At 57.8% G+C, this 3,487-nt stretch carries 4 protein-coding genes and 2 pseudogenes; 4 read left to right on the forward strand and 2 right to left on the reverse strand.

Annotated features, from left to right (window positions below; all coding sequences use genetic code 11):
* Positions 1-179 (reverse strand): annotated as a pseudogene (locus tag SOP97_RS04285) (IS5/IS1182 family transposase); the annotation flags it as partial.
* A gap of 136 nt (positions 180-315) precedes the next feature.
* Here SOP97_RS04285 and SOP97_RS04290 point away from each other — a divergent pair.
* The 4 genes and pseudogenes from SOP97_RS04290 to SOP97_RS04305 form a co-directional block, all read left to right on the forward strand.
* A complete protein-coding gene (locus SOP97_RS04290; RefSeq protein WP_322948326.1) occupies positions 316-522 on the forward strand; it encodes an AlpA family phage regulatory protein in 207 nt (68 codons plus the stop codon).
* Between the two features lies 1 nt (position 523).
* Positions 524-913 carry a hypothetical protein gene (locus SOP97_RS04295; RefSeq protein ID WP_322948327.1) on the forward strand — a complete coding sequence of 130 codons (390 nt, stop codon included), beginning with the start codon at positions 524-526 and terminating at the stop codon, positions 911-913.
* Positions 914-992: 79 nt separating this feature from the next.
* On the forward strand, positions 993-1,862 hold the full coding sequence (locus SOP97_RS04300) for a toprim domain-containing protein (RefSeq protein ID WP_322948328.1): 870 nt from the start codon (positions 993-995) through the stop codon (positions 1,860-1,862).
* A 5-nt stretch (positions 1,863-1,867) separates the two neighbouring features.
* Positions 1,868-2,983 (forward strand): annotated as a pseudogene (locus tag SOP97_RS04305) (DUF927 domain-containing protein); the annotation flags it as partial.
* Positions 2,984-3,061: 78 nt separating this feature from the next.
* Here the strand turns inward: SOP97_RS04305 and SOP97_RS04310 are convergent.
* Positions 3,062-3,487, reverse strand: a 426-nt coding sequence (locus tag SOP97_RS04310) for an ATP-binding protein (protein WP_322948329.1), incomplete at its 5' end; no start/stop codon positions are given.

The raw sequence follows: 3,487 nt of genomic DNA on the forward strand, positions 1-3,487 counted from the left end.
AGCATCGCCATCAGCGGATAGGCCGGACGACCACCATCACCCTTGGGGTAATGGGGTTCGATCAAGGCAATCAACCCCTTCCACGGAACCACCCGATCCATTTCGATCAGGAATAATTCTTTGCGGGTCTGCTTGCGCTTGCTGGCGTACTCGGCGTCGGCGAAGGTCATCTGCTTCATCGGAAAACTCAGCGGGTGGAATCCGGGTATTTTGCCAAAATCAGGAAGTCTTCTTCAGAATTTCCCTAGGCGCACTCTCTGTTCTGAATACGTGGTCATACACAGCATTCCGCTGTGAGTCGATAGGAAAACGACGATGGCTACCACTGTTCAACAATCCCGTCACATAAAGCGTTTGCCAGCGGTGAAAGCTGCTTCTGGTATTGGCCGCACGAAAATCTATGAGTTGATGAAGGATGGGCGCTTTCCAAAATCCCGCCGCATTGCCGGTTCGAATGTAGTGGGCTGGGACTCTCTAGAGATCGACGCGTGGGTAGCTGAGCAACTGGGTGGGGAAGCCTAAGATGAAAATGACTATCCCCTCAACGCATGCAGAAACCAGTCCTGCAGATAGCCAATTTAATGCCAGCGTCCTCACAAGCCCTGCCGAGTTACTGCGTACCGCCCCAACCAAAATTGCCCGTGTCTTGGTTCACACCCGCTATTTTGGCGATCTCAACCGTTTTGAAGCCGCGCGCATAGTCGGCGATACCTGTCTCAATTCGACCATCCCAGCACTCGAAACCAATTACGGTTTGGCGTATGAGCACATTCCTGAGAAGTCACCGAACCACTGGGGTGAGCCTTGCGACTGCACGCGCTACCGCATGCCAACCAGTGAGTATGAACGCGCTGATCAGGTAATCGAGCGCATGTTCAAACACGTCAAGAAAAGCTCGGGGGTGGTGTCGTGAATACTGCCAAGTTTTATTTGTTTTATCTGGCACCAGCTTGCACTGACCTGGCACTGTTGTTTGGTCTTGGAGTGTTTCTATGGACTGTGTAATCCAATTCCATGAAGTCTTGCAGGATGCTTTCGGGGCACTGGATTGGCCGCCCATTGCCGACGGCAACATTTATCGCTTTCACGTACCAGGCGACAAAGCTGGCACCCTAAATGGCTGGTACGTGCTCTTCGCTGATGGGATCGCTTCGGGCTGTTACGGCAGTTGGAAGGTGGGTAGTTCGAATACCTGGCACAGTCGCGAACCTGCCAACCTGATGGAAGCCGAGCAGGTACGCCAACGTATCGAGCAGGCGCGCCGCCAACGGGAAGCCGAACAGCACCAGCGCCAGCAGGCGACCGCTGAAAATGCCAAGTGCCTTTGGCTTAGGGCCTACTCCGCAGATCCTGACCACCCCTATTTGCTCCGCAAAGCAGTAGGCCCGTACAACCTTCGCCAACAGGGTGATGTGCTGTTGGTGCCGCTCTATCGTGGCGACGCTCTGATGAACCTGCAACGCATTTATCCGGACGGAAGTAAGCGCTTTTTGAGTGGTGGCATGGTGAAGGGCTGCTATTCAATCCTCGGGGCCATCACGCCAGGCAAGCGCCTGTATATCTGCGAGGGTTGGGCAACCGGGGTGACGATCCATACCGAAACCGGGGCCGCTGTGGCCTGCGCAATGAATGCCGGCAACTTGCTGCCTGTTGGCCAGTACCTGCAATACCGTCATCTCAACACCGAACTGATTGTGGCCGGCGACGACGACCGCTTGACCGACGGCAACCCTGGTCGTACCAAGGCCAATAAGGCTGCCGTAGCGCTTGGCTGTGATCTGGTAATGCCGCCCTGGTCTGCGATTGAGCCTTTGGAGCTAAGCGACTTTAACGACCTCGCCAACTGGAGGGCCGCCCAGTGAGTGCCATCGAAAAGACCTTGGCACTTGTGCCTAGCCCCACTTCGCCGACCATTGCGCCCGTGCGGCCATGCTGGGGGGTGTATCCCCACTGGGTAACGAATGAGGTAGGTCGCAAGCTTCGCCCTGGTGTGTATTGGCACGGCTTCAGGCGAGCATCATCTGATGATGACAGTGAGGAAACCACTCGCTCCATCACCGACGACTGGCTGTCTTCGCCCGTGATCGTGCTGGCACGCACCACCAACAGCGACGATGGCACCGAAGGTCGGCTGCTGCGCCTGTTGACTGACAGCGGCCCCAAGGAATGGATCATCCCCATGGAAATGTTTGGCGGCAGTGGGGAGGATGCCCGCCGCGCCTTGTTCAGCATGGGTGCCATCATCGCACCACGCAAACGCGGCCAGTTTATGGAGTACCTGTTAGAGCAGCGCCCAGAGCAAAGCATCATCACAACGGCGCGGCCTGGCTGGCATGCCTCGGGGGCGTTCGTACTGCCTCTTCGCACCATCGGCAGCGACACCGTGCGTTATCAGGCAGGCAGCCGCAGTCTGAACCTGTACAGCACCAGCGGTACGCTTGATCAATGGAAAATTGAGGTCGCTACCAAGTGCGCAGGCAATCCCGTACTCACGCTGGCTATCGGTTGCGCACTTGCTGGGCCGTTGCTGAGTTTGGTTGGCGTGGTTGGTGGCGGTTTTCACCTAGTAGGTGACAGCTCAAGCGGCAAGTCATTGGCGCAGCTGATTGCATCATCGGTATGGGGTAATCCCAATACGTTTACTGCTAGCTGGGACATGAGCAAGGGCGGGCTTGAGATTGAGGCCTCAAACCGTAATGACACCATCCTGCCGCTGGATGAAATCAAGCGCGCCGATCCTAAGCAAGTTCAGGCTATGGCCTACTCCCTCGCCAACGGTCAAGGTAAAGGCACCATGACCCGTGAGCGAGAGGGCCGCCCCAAGCTTACGTGGCGTTTGCTGGCGCTATCGAGTGGCGAGCGCTCGCTGTCTGAGCACGCGGCCATCTCCGGCAATGCTGCCCATGCGGGTGCTGAGTTGCGCATGGTGGACATCAACGCAGGTACTCGTACACACTGCGGATTCCACGCCATTCGGACACTCAGCCCACGCTGATCCGGACACCTGTTCCACGATCATTCGGACAGGCAGTCGGAGCGCAGCGACGCAGGGGTGGCATTGTTAGTCTGAGGTGCCCGGCGTCGTCAATTTCTGCGTCCGTTTGCGCATTGATTCACCCTTCAGATTGATCCGATAAGCGTTGTGCACCAGGCGGTCGAGGATGGCGTCGGCCAGGGTCGGGTCGCCGATCAGCTCGTGCCAGTTGTCCACCGGCATCTGGCTGGTAACGATGGTCGAGCGCTGGCCGTAGCGGTCGTCCAGTAGCTCCAGCATGTCGCGCCGCTGTTCGGCGGTGAACGGGGCTAGGCCCCAGTCGTCGAGGATCAGCAGGTCGGTCTTGGCGTAGCTGCTCATCAGCTTGGCGAAGCGGCCGTCGCCATGGGCCAGACCCAGTTCTTCCAGCAAACGTGGCAGGCGCAGATAGCGCACGCTGTAGCCCTCTCGGCAGGCCTGGTGGGCCAGGGCGCAGGCCAGCCAGGTTTTACC

The sequence above is a fragment of the Pseudomonas spirodelae genome, from assembly GCF_034653255.1.
GTDB classification, from domain to species: Bacteria; Pseudomonadota; Gammaproteobacteria; order Pseudomonadales; family Pseudomonadaceae; genus Aquipseudomonas; species Aquipseudomonas spirodelae.

Bases quoted from the DNA above. Each gene is read 5' to 3' on its own strand.
- SOP97_RS04300 (WP_322948328.1), top strand. From the start codon at position 993: ATGGACTGTGTAATCCAATTCCATGAAGTCTTGCAGGATGCTTTCGGG.
- SOP97_RS04290 (WP_322948326.1), top strand. From the start codon at position 316: ATGGCTACCACTGTTCAACAATCCCGTCACATAAAGCGTTTGCCAGCG.
- SOP97_RS04295 (WP_322948327.1), top strand. From the start codon at position 524: ATGAAAATGACTATCCCCTCAACGCATGCAGAAACCAGTCCTGCAGAT.